At 48.5% G+C, this 20852-nt stretch carries 14 protein-coding genes, 1 tRNA gene and 3 pseudogenes; 12 read left to right on the top strand and 6 right to left on the bottom strand.

Translation table 11 applies throughout. The features are described 5' to 3' along the window. Positions 1–21: 21 nt before the first annotated feature. Positions 22–1674 (top strand): alpha-keto acid decarboxylase family protein, encoded by a 1653-nt coding sequence (locus J4645_RS17270; protein WP_023215009.1) that lies wholly within the window; start codon positions 22–24, stop codon positions 1672–1674. Positions 1675–1693: 19 nt separating this feature from the next. On the opposite strand, the gene J4645_RS17265 is transcribed toward J4645_RS17270, so the two are convergent. Next, on the bottom strand, positions 1694–2929 hold the full coding sequence (locus J4645_RS17265) for an ion channel protein (protein ID WP_000468932.1): 1236 nt from the start codon (positions 2927–2929) through the stop codon (positions 1694–1696). Between the two features lie 203 nt (positions 2930–3132). Between J4645_RS17265 and glk the strand changes: the two genes are divergently transcribed. Continuing rightward, positions 3133–4098 (top strand): glucokinase, encoded by a 966-nt coding sequence (gene glk, locus J4645_RS17260; RefSeq protein WP_000170380.1) that lies wholly within the window; start codon positions 3133–3135, stop codon positions 4096–4098. Between the two features lie 720 nt (positions 4099–4818). Next, positions 4819–6057, top strand: a complete 1239-nt coding sequence (alaC, locus tag J4645_RS17255; protein ID WP_000763118.1) for an alanine transaminase — start codon at positions 4819–4821, stop codon at positions 6055–6057. Between the two features lie 50 nt (positions 6058–6107). On the opposite strand, the gene ypdK is transcribed toward alaC, so the two are convergent. Beyond that, the gene (ypdK, locus tag J4645_RS17250; RefSeq protein WP_010723117.1) at positions 6108–6179 is read right to left on the bottom strand and encodes a membrane protein YpdK; all 72 of its coding nucleotides are present in this window, start codon (positions 6177–6179) and stop codon (positions 6108–6110) included. A 402-nt stretch (positions 6180–6581) separates the two neighbouring features. After that, positions 6582–7502 (bottom strand): kdo(2)-lipid IV(A) palmitoleoyltransferase, encoded by a 921-nt coding sequence (gene lpxP / locus J4645_RS17245; RefSeq protein WP_000484431.1) that lies wholly within the window; start codon positions 7500–7502, stop codon positions 6582–6584. A gap of 521 nt (positions 7503–8023) precedes the next feature. Between lpxP and J4645_RS17240 the strand changes: the two genes are divergently transcribed. After that, the gene (locus J4645_RS17240) at positions 8024–8266 is read left to right on the top strand and encodes a YfdY family protein (RefSeq protein WP_000639889.1); all 243 of its coding nucleotides are present in this window, start codon (positions 8024–8026) and stop codon (positions 8264–8266) included. Positions 8267–8541: 275 nt separating this feature from the next. On the opposite strand, the gene pgtP is transcribed toward J4645_RS17240, so the two are convergent. Continuing rightward, complete coding sequence (gene pgtP, locus J4645_RS17235; protein WP_000955743.1) at positions 8542–9933, bottom strand: phosphoglycerate transporter PgtP; 1392 nt, start codon at positions 9931–9933, stop codon at positions 8542–8544. A 435-nt stretch (positions 9934–10368) separates the two neighbouring features. On the opposite strand from pgtP, the gene pgtC reads away from it, so the two are divergent. From pgtC to J4645_RS17200, 8 genes and pseudogenes are all read left to right on the top strand, one after another. After that, the gene (pgtC, locus tag J4645_RS17230) at positions 10369–11562 is read left to right on the top strand and encodes a phosphoglycerate transport regulator PgtC (RefSeq protein WP_000467985.1); all 1194 of its coding nucleotides are present in this window, start codon (positions 10369–10371) and stop codon (positions 11560–11562) included. After that, positions 11559–13565, top strand: a complete 2007-nt coding sequence (gene pgtB, locus J4645_RS17225) for a two-component system sensor histidine kinase PgtB (protein ID WP_000678493.1) — start codon at positions 11559–11561, stop codon at positions 13563–13565. The genes pgtC and pgtB overlap by 4 nt, the downstream gene beginning before the upstream one ends. Beyond that, positions 13555–14802 (top strand): two-component system response regulator PgtA, encoded by a 1248-nt coding sequence (gene pgtA, locus J4645_RS17220; protein ID WP_000930843.1) that lies wholly within the window; start codon positions 13555–13557, stop codon positions 14800–14802. Before pgtB ends, pgtA begins: the two co-directional genes overlap by 11 nt. 267 nt (positions 14803–15069) lie before the next feature. Then, positions 15070–16002 (top strand): omptin family outer membrane protease PgtE, encoded by a 933-nt coding sequence (gene pgtE / locus J4645_RS17215; protein ID WP_208208996.1) that lies wholly within the window; start codon positions 15070–15072, stop codon positions 16000–16002. A 344-nt stretch (positions 16003–16346) separates the two neighbouring features. Beyond that, positions 16347–16706: pseudogene (locus J4645_RS17210) on the top strand (helicase); the annotation flags it as partial. A gap of 209 nt (positions 16707–16915) precedes the next feature. Further along, positions 16916–17188, top strand: a pseudogene (locus J4645_RS22420) (ogr/Delta-like zinc finger family protein). 469 nt (positions 17189–17657) lie between these two features. Next, a complete protein-coding gene (locus J4645_RS17205; protein WP_000992783.1) occupies positions 17658–18425 on the top strand; it encodes a DUF2971 domain-containing protein in 768 nt (255 codons plus the stop codon). 10 nt (positions 18426–18435) lie between these two features. After that, the gene (locus tag J4645_RS17200) at positions 18436–19452 is read left to right on the top strand and encodes a DUF2971 domain-containing protein (RefSeq protein WP_060634163.1); all 1017 of its coding nucleotides are present in this window, start codon (positions 18436–18438) and stop codon (positions 19450–19452) included. Here the strand turns inward: J4645_RS17200 and J4645_RS17195 are convergent. Together J4645_RS17195 and J4645_RS17190 are read right to left on the bottom strand one after the other, a co-directional pair. Continuing rightward, a pseudogene (locus J4645_RS17195) lies at positions 19422–20589 on the bottom strand (tyrosine-type recombinase/integrase). The gene J4645_RS17200 and the pseudogene J4645_RS17195 sit on opposite strands and share 31 nt — an antisense overlap. Positions 20590–20749: 160 nt before the next feature. Continuing rightward, a tRNA-Arg gene (locus J4645_RS17190) sits at positions 20750–20824 on the bottom strand. Positions 20825–20852: the final 28 nt, after the last annotated feature.

Here is a 20852-nt window from a genome sequence, read left to right as displayed (position 1 = left end):
AACGTCAGAAGGAAAGCTGTCATGCAAAACCCCTATACCGTGGCCGACTATTTGCTGGACAGACTGGCAGGATGCGGCATTGGCCATCTTTTTGGCGTACCGGGCGATTATAACTTGCAGTTTCTTGACCAGGTGATTGACCACCCGACCTTGCGTTGGGTGGGATGCGCCAATGAGCTGAACGCCGCTTATGCCGCGGACGGTTATGCGCGCATGTCGGGCGCTGGAGCGCTACTCACCACCTTTGGCGTGGGAGAACTTAGCGCTATTAACGGTATCGCGGGCAGTTACGCGGAATATGTCCCGGTCTTGCATATCGTCGGCGCGCCCTGTAGCGCTGCGCAGCAGCGTGGCGAATTGATGCACCATACCCTCGGTGACGGCGATTTTCGTCATTTTTATCGCATGAGTCAGGCGATATCTGTTGCCAGCGCAATATTGGATGAACAGAACGCCTGTTTCGAGATTGACCGTGTATTGGGTGAAATGCTTGCCGCACGCAGGCCAGGATACATCATGTTGCCCGCCGACGTGGCGAAAAAAACGGCCATCCCGCCTACGGAGGCGCTGGCGTTGCCCGTGCATGAAGCGCAAAGCGGTGTGGAGACGGCTTTTCGTTACCACGCCCGTCAGTGCCTGATGAACAGTCGGCGCATTGCGCTATTGGCCGACTTTCTTGCCGGGCGTTTTGGTTTACGACCACTGTTGCAGCGCTGGATGGCGGAAACGCCCATCGCTCATGCGACACTACTGATGGGGAAGGGGCTTTTTGATGAGCAGCACCCGAACTTCGTTGGCACCTATAGCGCAGGCGCCAGCAGCAAAGAAGTGCGTCAGGCCATAGAGGACGCCGATAGGGTTATCTGCGTCGGCACCCGTTTTGTCGATACCCTTACGGCCGGATTTACTCAACAATTGCCGGCGGAACGCACGCTGGAGATTCAGCCTTACGCGTCGCGCATCGGCGAAACCTGGTTCAACCTCCCGATGGCGCAGGCGGTGTCTACGCTGCGCGAACTGTGCCTTGAATGCGCTTTTGCGCCGCCGCCGACGCGTTCCGCCGGACAGCCAGTGCGGATTGATAAGGGAGAACTGACCCAGGAAAGTTTCTGGCAAACTTTACAGCAGTATCTCAAACCCGGCGATATTCTCCTTGTCGACCAGGGGACCGCAGCTTTTGGCGCTGCCGCGCTGTCGCTTCCTGACGGCGCGGAGGTTGTGGTACAGCCGCTGTGGGGATCTATCGGCTATTCCTTGCCCGCCGCGTTTGGCGCGCAAACCGCCTGCCCCGATCGGCGGGTGATTCTGATTATCGGCGATGGCGCGGCGCAGCTCACGATTCAGGAGATGGGCTCGATGTTACGCGACGGGCAGGCGCCGGTCATCCTGCTGCTCAACAATGACGGCTATACCGTAGAGCGCGCCATTCACGGCGCGGCCCAGCGGTATAACGACATCGCGAGCTGGAACTGGACGCAGATACCACCGGCGCTAAACGCGGCGCAACAGGCGGAGTGCTGGCGGGTGACGCAGGCTATCCAACTGGCGGAGGTCCTCGAACGGCTGGCGCGCCCACAACGTCTGTCATTTATTGAAGTGATGTTGCCAAAAGCCGATCTGCCGGAATTACTGCGTACCGTGACCCGGGCGCTGGAAGCCCGCAACGGGGGATAATGGCCCCCGCTGCGCCGGATTAGGGTTCGTGACGGTTGGCGGCCAGCAACGGTTTTCCCGCCAGCAATAGCCAGGCGGGGAGCATCACAATGCAGAGCAGCGGCAGCAGATTGGTATCCGGTACGACAACTGCCGCCATAAACAGACTGAGCCAGCCGTCACGCGTCACTACCAGCACTAAGCCAAGAATCGCGCAGGAGACGGTAATCGCCGCGGGTACGGCCTCAACATGGGCATGGAGCATGAGCCCCAGCGCCGCGCCGATAAACACAGCCGGAAAAATGCGCCCGCCGCGAAAGCCGCTCGCCGCCGCGATGACCAGCGCGGCGAGTTTGACGACGGCTAAGGTAAAATAATCTCCCGCGCCCAACGTCTGGCTAAACGCCATTTGTTGCATTTCGTCCAGTCCTTTAAACAGGGTAAGCGGCCCGCCAATGACGCCCAGAATACCCAGTATAAAACCGCCAATGCCGAGAATCAGGACCGGATTTTTCAGTCGGTGCAGCAACTCATGCAGACGCGGAAGACACCAGACGGCGACCATCCCGGCGGCAATGGCGATCGCCGCGACGATCGCTCCGCTGGCAATGTCCACCAGCCGCATCTGCGTGTAATGGGCGATGGGTAACGAAAAATGCGGATGAAAGAACAGGCTGGTGGTGAGTGACCCCGCCGCTGCCGCCATTAACGGCGCAAACAGGCGATCCCACATGGGAATATCGTTAGAGCCGCTAAGGGTTTGCGAAAAAATCAGCGCTGCGGCGACGGGCGTGCCGAATAGCGCGCCGATGGTGCCCGCTGAGGCCAGAATCGTCCAGTCTAACGCCGTGATACGCGGAAACAGGCGGGAACCGAAAGCCGCCGCCAGCGCGATATTTATTGTCATTATCGGATGCTCTGGCCCCAAACTTACCCCACCAGCAAGGCCGATGATTAAGGCGAGAAGCAGCCCGGGCAGCGCAGATGGCGAGACCGGCATACTGATTAACGGTTCGATGGCCGGATCGGGGCCAGCGTGTCCGGGACTGTAACGGATAATCAAACCCACCACGATCCCGGTTAGCGTGAGCATACCCACTATCCAGAACGGCGAATCATAAGCGATGCCGATGCTGGCGGGCAGTCGTTGCCAAAGAAATTGCTGAAAAACCGACGCGACTTTCATCGAGGCGATTAAAACCAGGCTTGACGCTACGCCAATAATCAGTGCAGGGAGCGACAGCAGCAGCATCGTTCGGGCACGCGGGTGGAACATAATCTCTTCCTTACACGGGGTCGTATACCTATTTTGCACAGCCTGCCCGACGGCATTGCTGCAATTGGTGCTGAAACAAGAAAGTAATTCTGTGATGAAGATCTATATTTATAGGCAGTCAGCCTGATGGCCGTTGTTGTTATGCCCCCATGAATTTACAGTGTGACAAAGACTTATTTTGACTTTAGCGGAGCAGTAGAAGAATGACAAAGTATGCTTTAGTAGGAGATGTAGGCGGCACGAATGCGCGTCTTGCCCTGTGTGATATCGCCAGTGGAGAAATCTCGCAGGCCAAAACGTATTCCGGCCTGGATTATCCCAGTCTTGAGGCCGTGGTGCGCGTTTATCTCGATGAGCATAGCGTCAGCGTGGAAGATGGTTGTATCGCCATAGCCTGCCCGATTACCGGTGACTGGGTAGCGATGACTAACCATACCTGGGCTTTTTCTATTGCGGAAATGAAAAAAAATCTCGGCTTTAGCCATCTGGAAATCATCAACGATTTCACCGCCGTGTCGATGGCGATCCCGATGCTGAAAAAAGAGCATTTAATTCAGTTCGGCGGCGGCGAACCGGTAGACGGCAAACCTATTGCGGTGTATGGCGCGGGAACCGGCTTGGGCGTGGCGCATCTGGTGCATGTGGATAAGCGTTGGATTAGCCTTCCGGGCGAAGGCGGGCATGTCGATTTTGCGCCTAATAGCGAAGAAGAAGCTATGATTCTGGAAATATTGCGCGCCGAAATTGGCCATGTTTCCGCCGAGCGCGTGCTGTCTGGCCCGGGGCTGGTGAATCTTTACCGGGCGATTGTTAAGTCCGACAACCGTCTGCCGGAAAATCTGCGCCCGAAAGATATTACCGAACGCGCCCTGGCGGATAGCTGTATCGATTGTCGCCGCGCGTTGTCGCTCTTTTGCGTCATAATGGGGCGATTTGGCGGCGACCTGGCGTTAACCATGGGGACATTTGGCGGCGTTTATATCGCTGGCGGTATTGTCCCGCGCTTCCTGGAATTTTTTAAAGCGTCCGGCTTCCGTGGTGGCTTTGAAGATAAAGGCCGCTTTAAAGATTATGTACACGGTATTCCGGTCTATCTGATTGTCCATGATAACCCTGGCTTGTTAGGTTCCGGCGCGCATCTGCGCCAGACATTAGGTCATATTCTATAAGCCAGATGGCGGCATAAACGCCTTAGCCGGCCTACAAAAGTGTGTCATCTGTAGGCCTGATAAGCGCAGCGTCATCAGGCAATTAATCATTCTCTTGCCAGTCTCAAACCGCGTGCCTCACGCGGTTTTTTTCATTGCCGTTCCTGTGCATGAATACTTCAACTGACTGAATTATTTCACTTTACTCTTGCTGAGCGAAAGGTCAAACACCAGCGCGTTGAGTCATCACGTCATGGCGGTTAGTCAGGCGAAAACAGGGATTTATTTTATTATACGTACCCGGTTCGCTGCCTTATTTACGGTTTCATCGCGGCATCTTGCCGGAAAGGATCTTTATTTTCGGGGAAATGTCCCTGAAAAACACCGCAATATGACATGATTGAATACCATTATCCTTAGTAAGGATTTTGGTTAAAGAGGAAAAACCACAAAAGCAAAAGGGGATTATTTGAGATAAGGTTTATTGACAGGAAATTATCGTCGGCTGTACCGCTTTAGGTAAATTCAAAGATATCAATTTGTTAATAATATTGTTTTTTTGATGCTATAACGACACGCTTAAAAAGTAAATTTTTACTGTTGTTCCTCTTTTTCGTCGCTAAAAAATATTTTCATTAGCCTCTCGACAGGAAGAAAATTTTCAGGCTATTTTCTAAAGGAGCCACCATCGTGGCAGCGTCGCTCGGACGGTCCGGGCGCTAACGTTAATCTGAGGATATTATGGCTGACTTCCGCCCTGAACGTCGCTTTACGCGTATCGATCGCCTTCCGCCCTATGTTTTTAACATCACCGCTGAACTCAAAATGGCTGCGCGTCGGCGCGGCGAAGATATTATTGATTTCAGTATGGGTAATCCTGATGGCGCAACCCCTCCCCACATTGTCGAAAAACTTTGCACCGTCGCGCAGCGTCCGGATACGCACGGTTATTCCACGTCTCGCGGCATACCGCGTTTACGCCGCGCGATTTCTCACTGGTATCAGGAACGTTATGATGTCGATATCGATCCGGAAACCGAAGCGATTGTGACCATCGGTTCCAAAGAGGGACTGGCGCATTTAATGCTGGCGACGCTGGATCATGGTGATACGGTACTGGTGCCGAACCCCAGTTACCCGATTCATATCTATGGCGCCGTTATCGCCGGGGCGCAGGTGCGTTCGGTTCCATTGGTAGAGGGGGTGGATTTCTTCAACGAGCTGGAGCGCGCTATTCGCGAAAGTTATCCGAAACCGAAAATGATGATTTTGGGTTTTCCGTCTAACCCTACGGCCCAGTGCGTCGAACTGGAATTTTTTGAAAAAGTGGTCGCTCTGGCTAAACGTTATGATGTGCTGGTAGTGCACGATCTGGCGTATGCCGATATCGTGTACGACGGCTGGAAAGCGCCATCCATTATGCAGGTGCCTGGCGCGCGCGACGTGGCGGTCGAATTTTTCACGCTGTCGAAAAGCTATAATATGGCGGGCTGGCGTATTGGGTTTATGGTGGGCAATAAAACCCTGGTCAGCGCGCTGGCGCGCATTAAAAGTTATCACGATTATGGCACCTTTACCCCACTTCAGGTGGCGGCTATCGCCGCTCTGGAAGGCGATCAGCAGTGCGTGCGCGATATTGCCGAGCAGTATAAACGTCGTCGCGATGTGCTGGTGAAGGGGTTGCATGAGGCGGGCTGGATGGTTGAAATGCCGAAAGCCTCAATGTACGTCTGGGCGAAAATCCCGGAGCAATATGCGGCGATGGGGTCGCTTGAGTTTGCCAAGAAGCTGCTGAATGAGGCGAAGGTTTGCGTTTCTCCAGGGATAGGCTTTGGTGACTATGGCGACACCCATGTACGCTTTGCATTAATAGAGAATCGCGATCGCATTCGCCAGGCCGTCAGAGGGATTAAAGCGATGTTCCGCGCCGATGGCGTGCTGCCGTCACATCCAAAACCCGTTGAGGCGAGCACGGAGTAGAAAAGCAAACAGGAGCCCCATGGCTCCTGTTTTTCTTTTGCATTGTACTTTTAAATCATCAGGGCGAAAGTACCGGCCCAAACGATGACCATAAATGAAATGCCCATAAAGAAATATTTCACGTTTCATCTCTCCGCGTACCTGTCGTACGCCTAAATGAACTTACACTTACCTGATTATAGAGAGTTGATGCCGGACAATACGAAATTGAGAATTATTCGTGTTTCGACCGCCTGCATCACCTCAGAATTCTGCGCGTCATCGCTCCAGACGGCGCTAATGTACGCCTAAAAATGAGGTGAAACAAGAGGCATTTTCTTATTTACTTTTAGTAACTTACAAGTGTCGGGAATCGGCGACAGTTTAATTTCTGACAGTGATGAATCGCTATTGAGCGACGCCGCCGACACAGTAAAAAATCGCCTGTAAACAGGAGACTTATCGCTAAAAGCAGGAATGAGTAATTTACGATATGAATATTATGGCAATGCGGAATGACAAAATAAAAGGCCTTGCGGCCTTTTTCAGATGTAGAGTGACGCTTCTCCCAACGGGCGAGTCTTGAAACGGCGATGAATCCAGAGATATTGCTCCGGGGCGCGCATGATCTCTTTCTCAATAATTTTATTCATATAGGCAGCGGCTTGATTTTCATCTGCCGGGTAACCTTCCATTTCAGGGGTAATATACAGACGATAACCCGAGTTATCGGATTTCCTTACCATTGTAACGGTCAACATGGCGGCGCCAGACAGCCTGGATAGTACATAGGTGCCGTTGGTGGTGGCGACGTTTTCAACCGCGAAAAATGGCGCAAAGGAGCTACCTTTAGGGCCGTAGTCCTGGTCGGGAGCAAACCAAACGGCTTCCCCTTTTTTTAGCGCGCCCACAATGCCGCGCAGATTGTTTCTGCCGATCATCGCTTTATTTGAGCGCATACGACCGCGCGTCTGTACCCACTCCATGAGCGGATTGTTATGCGGACGATAGGTCGCCATCATCGGCTGGCAGAGACCCATTACCCGGCCTCCCAATTCCAGCGACATAAAATGCACGCCAACGACCATTACGCCGCGATTTTGCGCCTGCGCACGGGTAAGGTTGTCCAGCCCGTCCACATCAAACCATTTGCGAACCCGGCTATCAGGCCAGAACCAGGCCATGCCCGTTTCAAGCAGCGCCATGCCAAGAGAGTGGAAATTCTCGGCGATCAGTTTTTCCCTTTCTTCCCGGGAGAGGGTCGGAAAACAGAGTTCAATATTTTTCTGGGCGATCGACTCACGTCGCTTCAGGAAGGGGCGCGCCAGTTTACCGGTGCGGGTGCCCAGAAAACGCAAAACCGGGTAGGGAAGCTGCACCAGTAACCAGAGGACACCAACGCCAAACCACGTCAGCCAGTAGCGCGGGTGCAAAAACGCGCGTGAAAATTTGCTTTGAGGAAACATAAAATACCTTCTGTAGATACGAAAATAATGTATCGCAGAAGAGTCATTATCCGCAGCGGTACACTCTGAAATACGCATCATCCTTCAAGTTGCGTTCGCTTATCCGAAGCACTTACTTGAGTAAGCCCATCAGGGTAACTTGAATGATTTACGTATAGTTAGGCCATCATGTACGACAATGGTTCCCGTAAGGAGTGTAAAACTAAGTCAGTACTAAACCACGAGGGCATGAACGCCAGGCAAGCTAATGTACCACCAGTTATTTACTCGCGCCCAGAAATTCTTTATCAAGAAGCGTAAATATTTCTCCCGTAGCAAAAATAAGCTAATCATTATTTTTAATGCATTGTTTTTACAGTAATAATTTTATTTCAGACGAAGGTCATTGAAAAATGATTAAAAAAATAAAATGTGAGATAAATGTTATGGAAATGACTTGCTGATAAGGTTTATCTTAAAGGAGAAGTGAGAGGGACCGTAAGGCTATATGGAAGCCTTGCCATAGACAGGAGGTATTATAGATGATCTATTTATGGACATTTCTTGCAATAAGTATACTTGCCGTGAGTGGCTATATCGGTCAGGTGATGGGGGCTTTTTCTGCGGTTTCTTCTTTTACGGGAATGGTTATCCTTGCCGCGCTGATTTATTTACTCAATGTATGGCTGCAGGATGGCGATGACATCGTTAGCGGATTATTGCTTTTTCTCGCACCGGCATGTGGGTTAATTATTCGCTTTATGGTGGGATACGGTAAGCGTTAGTCAGTAGATACCCTTCATACTTCAAGTTGCTTATGTGTTGGCTACGGATTACTCGACCCATCCATGGGCCTCGCCCTGACGGGCCGTCGCACGCGACGTTCAAATCTGCTCCCGGCAGATTTGTCGCTCACCCCAGTCACATCGTTATCTATGCTCCTGGGGACTCACTCCCTTGCCGCCTTTAAGCAACTCGAATTATTTTGGGTATATACGATGTCAGCGAATAGATAGCGCCGACAATGTCGGCGCTTCTGTTCCCCGGGAAGGCTAATCGTTTATTGCGCGTCCGCAAGCTGCAGCGAGTCCTGATTATGTAACGCATTCTGGCGCTGGCGTTCCAGTTCCAGCGCGCCGCGATGGGAGAGGTAACAGAATAGAATGCAGCACACGATGCCGCCCATCAGAAGATAAAATCCGCCGTACCAGCCAAGTTTATCCACCATGACGCCAAACAGGCTGGTGCCCAACGAGGCGCCGAAAATATAGCTCATGAACCCACGTAAACCGACGGCGGAACCTACGGCAAAGCTGGGGACTATCTCCATTGTCTGTACGGACGCGAGGAATTGCGGGACGTAAATCAGACAACCTACAATGGCGGCGAAAATCGTTACCATCAGCAAAGATTCACTTTTCCAGTATCCGATCAGACAGACAAAAATCAGCGCCATGCAAATCATGGCTAACGGCATTCTGCGGCCCTTAAACAGTTTATCTGACAGCCAGCCTGCCAGTAGCGTAGAGGGAATCGCCGCCCATTCGAAAAAGAGAAACGCGACGCTCATCTGTTCTTTTGAAAAGTGTTTTACTGTCAACAGATAGATAGGCAACCAGCTAATCATGCCAAACCGCACCATATAGACGAAGACATCCACCAGCGAAATATACCAGGCATTTTTATTGCGCAGCACATAAGTACAGAAGATTTGCCATGCGCTCATATTTTCCGGCGCTTTTGCCATATTCTTCGTTTTCAGTACGACTTTTTCTTCCGGCATCATCTGTTCCAGGGAGGGAAGACCTTCTTCGCGCGGCGAACCTTTTCCCAATACCAGAACAATTAAGGCAAAAATGATGGCGACGCAGGCCGGAACGATATAACTGGCGCTTTGCCAGTGTTCGCTGCCCAATATCGCAAAAGCCGCACCGACGATAGGCGCGACGATCCCGCCGCCAACGTTATGCGAGATATTCCAGAAGGCGCCTACGCGTCCGCGCTCCCGACGAGGGAACCAGTTTGCAATGGTAATAAACGAGGGGCCGACGCCCATGCCCTGAAAAAGGCCATTGAAGACCACCAGAGCGGCAAATATCCAGAATGCGCTACTGAATCCCAGCCCAACGTTAACAATCGCGCAGAGTACCAGACCGCACGCCATGAAGACTTTTGGGCTGGCTTTATCCGCCAGACTGCTCATTACGCCTTTACTGATTCCGTAAGCAATAAGCATACAGCTACTCAGCAGGCCGATTTGCGTAGCGCTGAGATCCAATTGCTCTTTTAAATAAGGCGTCGATAATGTGAAGTTGTTTCTGACTATATAGTAAGCGAGATATCCCAGAAATACGCTTAACAATGCCTGTATACGATATCGACCATACGTAGCCTGGACTTTTTCCGGTGGGACTTTATGCGCCGATTGCCCTGTTTTTAATATTGTTAACATGGAGTCACCTGTATTTTATAGTGAGATGAACATCAGGAGGTTTTGTCGGTAGAGTGAAAGGAGTGACAATAAAATTCAAGTCGAAGAAATGTGTCAAAATTGACTCAATTGGGTGAATTTAAAGGTTATTTTTGACCCATCCTGAAGGGTGTGGTGAAACTTTAATTATTGGCATGGCCGTTTTATCGTTAGCATGTGCGGATATTAACAAATTTGCTGCCAGTAATCTGATACGCTTTATTGATGTTTTCGAGCGACGGACCCGTTATTATTCAAATAACGCTGTTCTGGATGCCAACAGAAATAAAAGGGTAAGTTTTGTCTCAATATTTTCTTTATGTGATATCGATATTTATGAACGGGATCACAAATCGACTTTTCTCATGCTGTGGTCGTTTCGCCAGAGTGGGCGCTTTTACGCTATGGCTGGCGGCGATGTTCGGTTCTTGCCAGGCGTACAGCCGCGAGCTGGTGATGGCAACGACCTTTTCACCCAGCGCGACCGCCTGGATTATCCAGCGCTGGCAGACGGAGCCGGGTTCCGTCATGATTCGTACGCTCAACCGCACCAGCGGTTCTTTAGAGCAATTACTTGATACGGCGAATGCGGAAAATGTCGATCTGATCCTGACGTCATCCCCCATGCTGTTGCAACACCTTCAGGAGCACCAAAAGCTGGCGCTATTAGATAGCGCGCCTGCCGCCAGCCAGAAGCTGGTGCCGCGTTCTATCCGCTCAACTTCAGTGGCGGTAGCGGTATCCGGATTTGGGCTATTGATCAATCGTTCAGCGCTCGCTGCGCGCCATCTTCCGCCGCCTGCCGACTGGCAGGATATGGGCCTGCCCAGTTACCAGGGCGCTCTATTAATGAGCAGTCCGTCACGCTCAGACACCAATCATTTGATGGTGGAGTCGCTGTTGCAGCAAAAAGGCTGGACGGCAGGATGGGCGACGCTGCTGGCAATCTCGGGTAATTTGGTCACGATTTCCTCTCGCAGTTTCGGCGTAGCGGATAAAATCAAAAGCGGGCTTGGCGTTGCCGGGCCGGTCATTGATAACTATGCTAATTTGCTACTTAACGATCCTAATCTTACTTTTACCTATTTCCCGTATTCTGCGGTGTCGCCCACTTACGTCGCGGTGTTGAAAAACAGCCGTCATGCAGACGAAGCGCGTGCTTTTATTCATTACTTATTAAGTCCGAAAGGGCAAAGGATACTGGCTGACGCGAATACCGGTAAGTATCCCGTCGCACCGCTTAGCGCCGATAATCCTCGCGCCGCGCAACAACAGCGTTTGATGGCCCAGCCGCCGTTGAACTATCGTCTGATCCTGAAGCGTCAGCAACTGGTACAACGCATGTTTGATACCGCGATCAGTTTTCGTCTTGCGCAGCTTAAAGATGCATGGCGAGCGTTGCACAGCGCAGAAACGCGGCTTAAACGCCCCTTACCTGAAATCAGAGCTTTATTGACCAGCGTCCCGGTGGATGCGGCAAGCAGCGAAGATGAAACCTGGCTGGCGCAGTTTGATAATAAAAGCTTTGCCGAACAAAAAATGATGGAGTGGCAGATCTGGTTTCTGAACAATCAGCGGCTGGCGATTCACAAACTGGAAGAGCTGAAATGAAGGGGAGATTATTGCAACGGCTTCGTCAGCTCAGTATCAGCAACAGTTTACGGGGCGCATTTTTAACTGGCGCATTACTGACGCTGATTGTCAGTATGGTCAGCCTTTATTCCTGGCATGAGCAAAGTTCGCAGGTTCGCTATTCGCTTGATGAATATTTTCCTCGCATCCACTCCGCTTTTTTAATTGAGGGGAACCTGAATCTGGCCGTGGATCAGCTCAATGAATTTTTGCTGGCGCCGAACACGACGGTACGTTTGCAGTTACGTACGCAGATTATTCAGCATCTGGATAAGATTGAGCGTCTGAGTCAGGGGCTTCAGCTTGCTGAGCGCCGGCAACTGGCCGTCATTTTACAGGATAGCCGGACCTTGCTGGCGGAGCTGGACAACGCCCTCTACAACATGTTTTTGGTGCGGGAGAAAGTCAGCGAGCTTTCCGCTCGTATTGACTGGCTCCATGATGATTTCACCACGGAGCTAAATTCGCTGGTACAGGATTTTACCTGGCAGCAGGGGACACTGCTCGATCAAATTGAGGCGAATCAGGGTGATGCAGCGCAGTATTTGCAACGTTCGCGCGAGGTGCAGAACGAGCAGCAGCAGGTATATACCCTGGCGCGAATTGAAAATCAGATTGTTGACGACCTGCGAGACAGATTGAATGAGCTCAAGTCTGGCAATAATGACGGGATGTTGGTAGAGACCCATATTCGCTATCTGGAAAACCTAAAAAAAACGGCGGATGAGAATATTCGTGCGCTGGATGACTGGCCCAGTACAATCACGCTGCGGCAAACCATCGACGAACTATTGGAAATCGGGATGGTAAAAAATAAGATGCCCGATACCATGCGCGATTATGTTGCGGCGCAAAAAGCCTTACTGGACGCCAGCCGCGCCAGAGAGGCTACGCTAGGGCGCTTTCGCACGCTGCTTGAGGCGCAGTTAGGTAGTAGTCACCAGCAAATGCAGACGTTCAATCAACGCCTGGAACAGATTGTCCGCGTTAGCGGTGGGCTTATTTTAGTGGCAACGCTCCTGGCGTTGCTGCTGGCCTGGGGACTCAACCACTATTTTATCCGTTCCCGGCTGGTAAAGCGTTTTACCGCGCTTAATCAGGCTGTGGTACAGATAGGGCTGGGGAGAACCGACTCGACTATCCCGGTTTACGGGCGCGATGAGCTAGGACGGATAGCCCGTTTGCTACGTCATACGCTGGGCCAGCTCAATATGCAACGCAGGCAGCTTGAACAAGAGGTCGCCGAGCGCAAAGAGATAGAAGCCGACCTGCGCGCCATGCAGGATGAGTTAATTCAGACGGCGAAACTGGCGGTAGTCGGCCAGACCATGACCACGCTGGCGCATGAAATTAACCAGCCGCTGAATGCGCTTTCAATGTATTTATTTACGGCGGGACGCGCGATTGAACAAGGTCAGAGCGGACAAGCGAGAAATACGCTCACCAAAGCGGAAGGGCTCATTAACCGGATTGACGCCATTATCCGTTCGCTGCGGCAGTTTACCCGCCGGGCGGAGCTGGAAACGCCATTGTATCCCGTTGATCTGCGCCAAACCTTCGTGGCGGCATGGGAGTTATTAGCCATGCGCCACCAATCCCGGCAGGGAGCGCTTTCACTGCCAACCGACACCGTATGGGTTAGCGGCGATGAAGTGCGTATTCAGCAGGTTCTGGTGAATGTGCTGGCGAATGCGCTTGACGCCTGTTCGCATGATGCGGCGATCGCGGTGACGTGGCAGACGCAGGGAGAGGCGCTGGAGGTTTATATTGCAGATAACGGCCCTGGCTGGCCTGTGGCGCTGTTGCCCTCTTTACTCAAGCCATTTACTACCAGTAAAGCTGTCGGATTGGGTATTGGGCTGTCGATTAGCGTGTCGCTGATGGCGCAAATGAAGGGCGACCTGCGTCTGGCGTCGACGCTGACGCGTAACGCTTGCGTGGTGCTGCAATTCTCGGTAACGGATGTCGATGATGTTGAATGATGAATGTTCTATTTTGCTGATTGATGATGACGTTGATGTACTTGACGCCTATACCCAAATGCTTGAGCAGGCAGGCTACCGCGTGCGTGGCTTTACCCATCCTTTCGAGGCCAAAGAGTGGGTAAAAGCGGATTGGGAGGGGATCGTTTTGAGCGATGTATGTATGCCGGGGTGTTCCGGTATCGATCTTATGACGCTGTTTCATCAGGATGACGATCAACTGCCAATCTTATTGATTACCGGACATGGCGATGTACCGATGGCGGTTGATGCGGTGAAAAAGGGCGCCTGGGATTTTCTGCAAAAACCCGTCGATCCGGGCAAGCTGTTGATATTAATTGAAGACGCGCTACGCCAGCGCCGGTCGGTCATTGCACGGCGGCAATATTGCCAGCAGACGTTACAGGTTGAACTGATTGGGCGCAGCGAGTGGATGAATCAGTTTCGACAACGGTTACAACAACTGGCGGAAACGGACATTGCCGTATGGTTTTACGGTGAGCATGGCACTGGACGTATGACTGGCGCCCGTTATCTCCATCAACTGGGGCGTAACGCGAAAGGGCCGTTTGTACGCTATGAACTCACGCCGGAGAATGCCGGGCAGTTGGAGACATTCATCGACCAGGCGCAAGGAGGCACGCTGGTGTTGAGTCATCCCGAATATCTGACACGCGAACAGCAGCACCATCTGGCGCGTTTACAAAGCCTGGAGCATCGGCCTTTTCGTTTGGTGGGCGTTGGCAGCGCTTCGCTGGTGGAGCAGGCGGCAGCTAACCAGATTGCGGCCGAGCTTTACTACTGTTTCGCCATGACCCAAATCGCCTGCCAGTCTCTTTCTCAGCGACCGGATGATATCGAGCCGTTATTTCGCCATTATCTTCGAAAAGCCTGTCTGCGACTCAATCATCCAGTGCCGGAAATTGCGGGGGAATTACTGAAAGGAATAATGCGACGCGCCTGGCCAAGCAATGTGCGCGAACTGGCCAATGCGGCGGAGCTTTTCGCTGTTGGCGTGCTGCCGCTGGCGGAAACGGTCAACCCGCAGTTGCTTCTTCAGGAGCCGACCCCGCTTGACCGGCGCGTTGAAGAGTATGAGCGACAAATTATTACCGAAGCATTAAATATTCATCAGGGACGAATTAATGAAGTGGCAGAGTACCTGCAAATTCCCCGTAAAAAACTTTATCTGCGCATGAAAAAATATGGTCTAAGTAAAGAGCATTATAAATTCTGATATTACAGTTACTTTCAATCTGGCTGACAACATCAGCAACGATGTCGTTAGCCAGATAACGCCGCATCACCGTAATGGTAAATCATTCCATCATGATTATAGCTTGCTTATTATTCTCCTGAGCATCGAATTCTATTTCTTAACTTCAATATAAAGTAAAAATGCGTCAATTTCTCTGGCGTAATAAATGTACTCTTGTCCGACGATTTGACAAGATGAAAACTTCATTACCTCTCCAGATTACATCTGAATATGAGGACAAGAGAAATGAAAAAACATGCTATTGCAGTAATGATGATCGCCGTATTTTCTGAGTCGGCTTATGCGGAGTCTACCTTATTTATTCCGGACGTCTCTCCTGAGAGCGTCACGACATCCCTTTCCGTGGGAGTGTTAAATGGTAAATCCAGGGAGCTGGTTTATGATACCGACACCGGGCGGAAGCTGAGTCAACTGGACTGGAAAATAAAAAATGTCGCCACGTTGCAGGGGGATTTATCATGGGAACCCTATTCGTTCATGACGCTGGACGCCCGCGGCTGGACGTCTTTGGCATCGGGATCGGGTGTTGACCATGACTGGATGAGCAGTGAGCAGCCAGGCTGGACCGATCGTTCAATTCATCCGGACACCAGCGCCAACTATGCTAATGAATACGATTTGAACGTGAAAGGTTGGTTATTGCAGGGCGATAACTACAAGGCGGGCGTAACAGCGGGCTATCAGGAAACCCGTTTTAGCTGGACGGCAAGAGGCGGGTCTTATATTTATGATAATGGTCGGTATATTGGTAATTTTCCTCATGGCGTGCGCGGCATAGGTTATAGCCAGCGTTTCGAAATGCCCTATATCGGGCTGGCGGGTGATTATCGTATTAATGACTTTGAGTGTAATGTACTGTTTAAATACAGTGACTGGGTAAATGCGCATGATAATGACGAACACTACATGCGCAAACTTACCTTCCGTGAAAAAACGGAAAATTCACGATATTATGGCGCTTCTATTGACGCCGGATATTATATTACCAGTAATGCAAAAATCTTTGCTGAGTTTGCTTACAGTAAATATGAAGAAGGTAAGGGCGGTACGCAAATCATAGATAAAACCAGCGGTGATACGGCGTATTTTGGTGGCGATGCCGCAGGTATAGCTAATAATAACTATACGGTTACCGCGGGGTTGCAGTATCGCTTCTAGACCACATCGGGATGTCATCGGTCATAACCGGCCGATGACGACTTTTTGCTGAACGTATGGCATGTCCGGTGATATTGCATAGGGGCAATAAAAGCAACATGAAAGGGGAACCGCTCGAAAGGTTATGCAGCAAGAAGAGAATGTCCTGGGTCCTGCAGGAATGTGATTAATAAATTAAATAATTGATTTTTATGAATATAAAAATTTTAAAGTCATAATTCTATACACTTAGTTATACACATAAGAAAAAATCAATGGTTTTTATGGACTGGGTGTATCTTCCCCAGCCCAGCCCAGCCCAGCCCAGCCCAGCCCAGCCCAGCCCAGCCCAGCCCAGCCCAGCCCAGGAAGATAAAGCGGCACTTGAACAGGTTCGGGACTTCATGACGCGTAATCAGTTCAGTCGTTTTGCTGACTGGAATGACTATAGGAACCGGCCTGTTTCAATGATGGGATTCAGAAAAGTTGATAAAGAAGACAACGTGACAGAGCCGGTTGTGACGTTCTGCGTTCTCCCGTCAGGCTGGAAGGAGATCTGTAAGGGATTTTACTTGCGTAAGGTGGCCAGGTTGTGTGTGGATGCGGGCTGGCTGAAACCCGGTGAAGATGGCCGGACGCAAAACAGAATTCGCCTGCCAGAAATAGGGCTTAAACGTGTGTACCAGTTCAATACGCAGGTACTGGGAAGCGCCGAACCTGAGTAATTATCGCGTGAGTCTTAGTTTTATGAGGTAACACTGGTAACAAAAAATGGTGTGTTATCACGCGTTACCTCTTGATTATGCTGACTGGTAACAGGTTAAATCCTTTTAAATCAATGATGTTACACGTGTTACCAGTGTTACACGTTCAGAACAAGAGGTAGGGAACCAAATCCCTTCCTCTGGCGGGCAACAGGATAGGGCACAGAACTATGAAGATGATGAGAATGTACTGCTCCACATGTCAGGCAGTAGCGCGGATAGGCAAAACAAACAGGAAACACCCACAACTGTACGATGTGTAGTGCTATTGCTCTAATGTGGAGTGTGGTCACTCGTTTGTGATGAATGTTGCTTTCTCCCATTCCGTTAGTCCAAGCGCGTTGAACGGTCAGGGGAGGGTTAAAGAGCTAATTGATGTAATTCCACCCGAGGAACTGGCAAAGGCTTTAAAGTTGCTGCTGGCTGCGCAAAAGAATGGGTAAAGTATGCGTCGGGAATGGCCGCTCCGTCCCCGGAATCTGAACGCAGGATTTCAGTTTATGCAGACATAAAATTATTATTTTTCAAATTGTTATGTTTTTCATGTTTCACAAGCCTCCATAAAATTATACACCTAAAATAAATTATCCCTTTAATATCATAGTGTTGCGTATTCAGGCCACAAATGCGACGGACAGTAAAACTGAAAAAAGCTGAATTTCTTTTCATTCTTTTCAGTTCCTGTCTCGCAGAGCATCCCCAGAATGGGCGCGGACTGGCGATATCGTTTGTAAAAAATCACAACTGAAAAATTTTAGTGATATGAAAACCGCAGGTGGGTGCGGTGTAGTGCGATTTTGGTCATTTGAGCGTTTTATAATGTTGAGGTATGATTCTTCAGCAAAGGACGTGTCACTGATTTAGGAGGGAAAATTGTATATATATAAGTATCGAAGATTTGATGAAAATAGTTTGAATGCATTGAAGAATAATGAAATTTGGTTTTCTAGAGGTGTTAAGTTTAATGATCCTTTTGATTGCTCTTTAAATGTTCCTATTACATTAATGTCAATAACATCTATAAGAAAGTTTATTAACGTTAATAAGAATAACAGTCTATTATTGGAGTTGGCAAAAAATAATGAGGATTTAATTGATTTTATAGTTAACCAACAAATTGAAAAGAATAGGGAATATATAGAGAACAATAGTATTGAACGGACAGATCTTTATCCGGTTTATGAACTCGTAATGGCATCATTGTCAAGAGCATTTATATGTTGTTTTTCTCAGACTGCAACAAATTCTTTATTATGGTCTCATTATTCTAATTCACATACTGGTTTTTGCCTAAGATTTAAGAAAGATGTGTTATTGAATGATTTGTCGTTATTTGATTATGGGGAGGTTAAATATACTAATGAACCAATAAACCTTATGGAAGGATTGTATGATAATAGCAATCCAGCTAGAAATATAATTTTTACGAAGGATGAAAACTGGAGATATGAACAGGAGTTTAGATTAGTTCATCAGGATGTGGCGAGAAATAATGAGGATGACTATAGAGTATGTAAATATTCTGATGAATCTATTGACTGCATTATACTAGGATATAACTCAAGCCCTGAGTGTTATCAAGAAATAAGAAAAATAATAAACGACAAAAAAATAATACTTAAAAAAATAGAACGTTCAAATTATGGGTTTAAATTATACGTGGGAACTGATAGATATTAAAGGTAACGAAATGAAAGTTTATAAATATAGAGGTGGGAATAAAAGCATTCTTAAGAGAGAGCTGCGTAGTCTTTATAATAATGAAATTTATAGTGCGCCATTTAATTTATTGAACGATATCTTTGAAGCAAGATTTACAATAAATGAAAATCATTTTGCATTAAGTCAAATGCGATCTGTTATAAAAGAGCAAGATCTTAAAAAGATAAACGCATCGACTTTGAAAGTTTTACGGGAGTATGCCGATAATGTTAATGAATTTGGTATTTATTCATTGAGCAAAACGTTTGAAGATGAACTCCTTTGGGCTTATTACGCAGATTCTCATCGTGGATTTTGTCTTGAATATGAATTAGATGAACTAATGGAATACAGAATGAGGGATGAATTGGTCATTCCAGTTGACTATCAGGAAAAAATGCCTTGTATAACGGATATAGATCTTCTTGATTTCTTTGAAAGTAAGAAAATGGCAGGGAACTTGAATAGGAAGATGATAGGTACAAAATCTCTTCGATGGAAGCATGAGGATGAAGTTAGAATAGTTACAGGGCAATCAGGATTGTATAAATATAAACCATCAAGTTTAAAATCAATATATTTCGGTTGTAGATGTGATTCTAGATTTATAAAACTTGTAATGAAAGTCTTATGTGGTCGTGGTTTAAAATACTATAAAATGTCTATGAAGGCGGATACTTATAAATTAGAAAGAAATAGATTGGAGGATTGTTACAAGGGCCGGAGTTATAACAATAAAGTGCTTGCTACAGTCGAGAATGGTGTTCCATATATCTTCGAAGGTAATGAAAAATATGTTAAATACATTAATGTAGCAATAGATATTGTAAGGCGACTACCTGATTGCAAAAATATTTTCAATGCTGACTTGTCAGTCAATAAAGGTACTCCATCTAATCCGGTTGTATATGTTCAGTATGAGTCTATAGATGGAAGAATACAAAGTGAATATTATACTTTAAATGTATTAGATTATTATTTTAGGAAGCAAAGTAAGTCGGAATAAAATTGCATCATCAATCTTCTTTTTTCAATATATTGCGCATAATTGTAAGTCCCTCGAATGGAATTCTTATCAACATGCGCAAGCTGCATTTCAATCCAAGGGCTTTCAAAACCATGTTCATGCAAAATAGTACTCATGGTATGCCTGAAGCCGTGACCCGTTAACCGACCATGATAGCCCAGTAGTTTTATCACTTTGTTGATACTGGCCTCGCTCATTGGCTTTCTGACATCGTTTCGTCCAGGGAAAACGAGACTGTAATTCCCAGTTACTTCTTGCAGCTTTTTCAGGATGCTGATCGCCTGAGTAGATAACGGAACCAAATGGGGGCGCGTTTCTTCATCCGTTCTTTGGGGATCTCCCATAAGGCATTATCTAAATCAAACTCAGCCCACTCCGCTGCACATAGTTCAATTGTGCGCACTCCGGTTAGCATCAACAGATGCGTGGCATATTTAGTGACTAAACTGCCTTGATAGTTTTCCAGAGCATTGACAAAATCAGGCAATTCACTTTCAGTAAGGAACGGGAAGTGTTGAGTTTTAGGCTTGTTGAGTGCAATAGCCAAGTCAGGAGCAAAGTTATATTTAGCCCGTCCGGTGGCGACGGCATAACGTAAAACCTCACCGCAGCGGCGGCGGATCTTACTGGTTTGTTCCAGTGCACCTCTTTTCTCTATTTTTTGCAGGACGGTTAGCAGCTCTAGTGGTTCAATCTGCTCAATTGGGCGCTGACCGATAAAAGGAAAAATATCCTTTTCCATACAATTGAGAACCTCTTTTGCATATCCCTCTGACCAGGTAGCTTTTTTCGATGAGTGCCATTCTCTGGCCACAGACTCAAAGCTGTTCTCATGCGCGAACTGCAAAGTTATCTTATTTGCTTTTCTGGCTTCACTTGGGTTGATCCCTTTGGCCAACATCGAGCGCGCTTCATCACGGCACGTGCTTGTGCCAATGACACATCGCCATATACGCCAAAGGAAATCATCTTTGGCTTACCTGCAAAGCGATAGCGGAAACGCCAGCCTTTGCTGCCCGTTGTGTCGATGAGGAGTGATAGGCCCATACCATCGTTAAGCGTATAGGGTTTGTCCTTCGGTTTTGCTCTTTTTATTTGGATGTCAGATAGCAGCATATGTATAGAAAAAAGATCGAACTCAGTTATACACAATGTTATACGCAAAGATGTATAGATTCCATTAGAAATAATGGCATTTTGCTGGACAAGTAAAAGGAGATGAGAACAGTAGAAACAGTGAGTTATGGAATTAATTGGACTTAGTGAGAAGTGTTCATGGTGTCCCCTGCAGGAATCGAACCTGCAACTAGCCCTTAGGAGGGGCTCGTTATATCCATTTAACTAAGGGGACAACGCGGCGCCAGTATAGCGTTTTTTAT

This window comes from Salmonella sp. 32082101201600294FB01SM01, assembly GCF_017572865.1.
In the GTDB taxonomy this organism is placed as follows: Bacteria; Pseudomonadota; Gammaproteobacteria; order Enterobacterales; family Enterobacteriaceae; genus Salmonella; species Salmonella enterica.
The sequence above is the reverse complement of the archived record's forward strand: the minus strand, read 5'-3'. Positions and strand labels throughout refer to the sequence as shown.